General features: G+C 44.8%; 1 protein-coding gene and 1 pseudogene. Both read left to right on the top strand.

The window, feature by feature from the left end:
- A pseudogene (locus tag R7O13_RS30450) lies at positions 1-149 on the top strand (cupin domain-containing protein); the annotation flags it as partial.
- A 40-nt stretch (positions 150-189) separates the two neighbouring features.
- The coding region (locus R7O13_RS30445) for an RpiB/LacA/LacB family sugar-phosphate isomerase (RefSeq protein WP_318305668.1) at positions 190-533 on the top strand (344 nt) is incomplete at its 3' end.

Here is a 533-nt window from a genome sequence, read left to right as displayed (position 1 = left end):
AGTTTGAATTCACCATCGGTGATGAGAAAAAAATCGTCAAAACGGGCGATACTATGTACAAAGAACCAAACATTGAGCATGGCTGCGTTTGTCTGAAAGCGGGTGTACTTATCGATACTTTCACCCCAATGCGCAAAGATTTTGTTTAAGAATTGAAATTTGAATGCGGAGTTTCCGCAGGAGTAACACATGAAAATTGCACTAATGATGGAAAACAGCCAAGCAGCGAAAAACGCAATGGTGGCTGGCGAGCTTAACTCTGTAGCAGGTGGCCTTGGTCACGATGTTTTCAATGTTGGTATGACGGATGAAAACGACCATCACCTAACTTACATTCACCTAGGTATCATGGCGAGCATTCTGCTGAACTCAAAAGCTGTGGACTTCGTGGTAACTGGTTGTGGTACTGGCCAAGGTGCATTGATGTCTTGCAACCTACACCCAGGCGTTGTTTGTGGTTACTGCCTTGAGCCATCAGACGCGTTCCTGTTCAACCAAATCAATAACGGCAACGCGATTTCTCTAGCATTTGC

It is taken from the genome of Vibrio sp. Y176 (assembly GCF_033438945.1).
Note: the sequence above shows the minus strand (reverse complement) of the source record. Positions and strands in the feature narration are given on the sequence as shown.